This is a genomic window from Eubacterium sp. AF34-35BH (genome assembly GCF_003477765.1).
Classification (GTDB): Bacteria; Bacillota; Clostridia; order Lachnospirales; family Lachnospiraceae; genus Eubacterium_G.
Window position 1 is genome coordinate 1 of sequence record NZ_QUDZ01000004.1, and the last position, 987, is coordinate 987.

The 987-nt window shown below is 39.4% G+C and carries 1 protein-coding gene; it reads left to right on the forward strand.

All coding sequences use genetic code 11. The annotated features are described in order from the left end of the window. A partial coding sequence (gene ilvC, locus DWZ69_RS05170; RefSeq protein WP_118000909.1) for a ketol-acid reductoisomerase occupies positions 1-987 on the forward strand: 987 nt, incomplete at its 5' end.

The window sequence follows — 987 nt, forward strand, 5'->3', positions numbered from 1 at the left end:
TTATCATTATTAGATGGAAAGAAGATTGCAATCATCGGTTATGGTAGCCAGGGACATGCACATGCATTAAACTTAAAAGAATCAGGATGTGACGTAATCATCGGATTATATGAAGGAAGTAAGTCATGGGCAAAGGCAGAAAAGCAGGGATTTAAGGTATACACAGCTGCAGAAGCTGCAAAGCAGGCAGACATTATAATGATACTTATAAATGACGAATTACAGGCAGACATGTACAAGAAGGACATTGAACCAAACCTTGAAGCAGGAAATATGTTAATGTTCGCACATGGATTTAACATTCACTTTGGATGCATCAATCCACCAAAGGATGTAGACGTAACAATGGTAGCACCAAAGGCACCTGGTCATACAGTACGTTCAGAATATCAGGAAGGAAAAGGAACACCTTGTTTAGTAGCAGTAGAACAGGATGCAACAGGTAAGGCATTAGACATGGCATTAGCATACGCATTAGGAATTGGCGGAGCAAGAGCCGGAGTACTTGAAACAACATTCAGAACAGAAACAGAAACAGACTTATTCGGAGAACAGGCTGTACTTTGTGGTGGTGTATGTGCATTAATGCAGGCAGGATTCGAAACATTATGTGAAGCAGGATATGATCCAAGAAACGCATACTTCGAATGTATCCATGAAATGAAATTAATCGTAGACTTAATTTACCAGTCAGGATTCGCAGGAATGAGATACTCAATCTCAAACACAGCAGAATACGGTGATTACATAACAGGACCAAAGATTGTAACAGAAGATACAAAGAAAGCAATGAAGAAAGTTCTTTCAGACATTCAGGACGGAACATTTGCAAAAGAATTCTTACTTGACATGTCACCAGCAGGCCGTCAGGTACACTTCAAGGCAATGAGAAAGTTAGCTTCAGAACATCCATCAGAAAAAGTTGGAGAAGAAATCAGAAAACTTTACAGTTGGAATGACGAAAGCGGCAAATTAATCAACAACTAA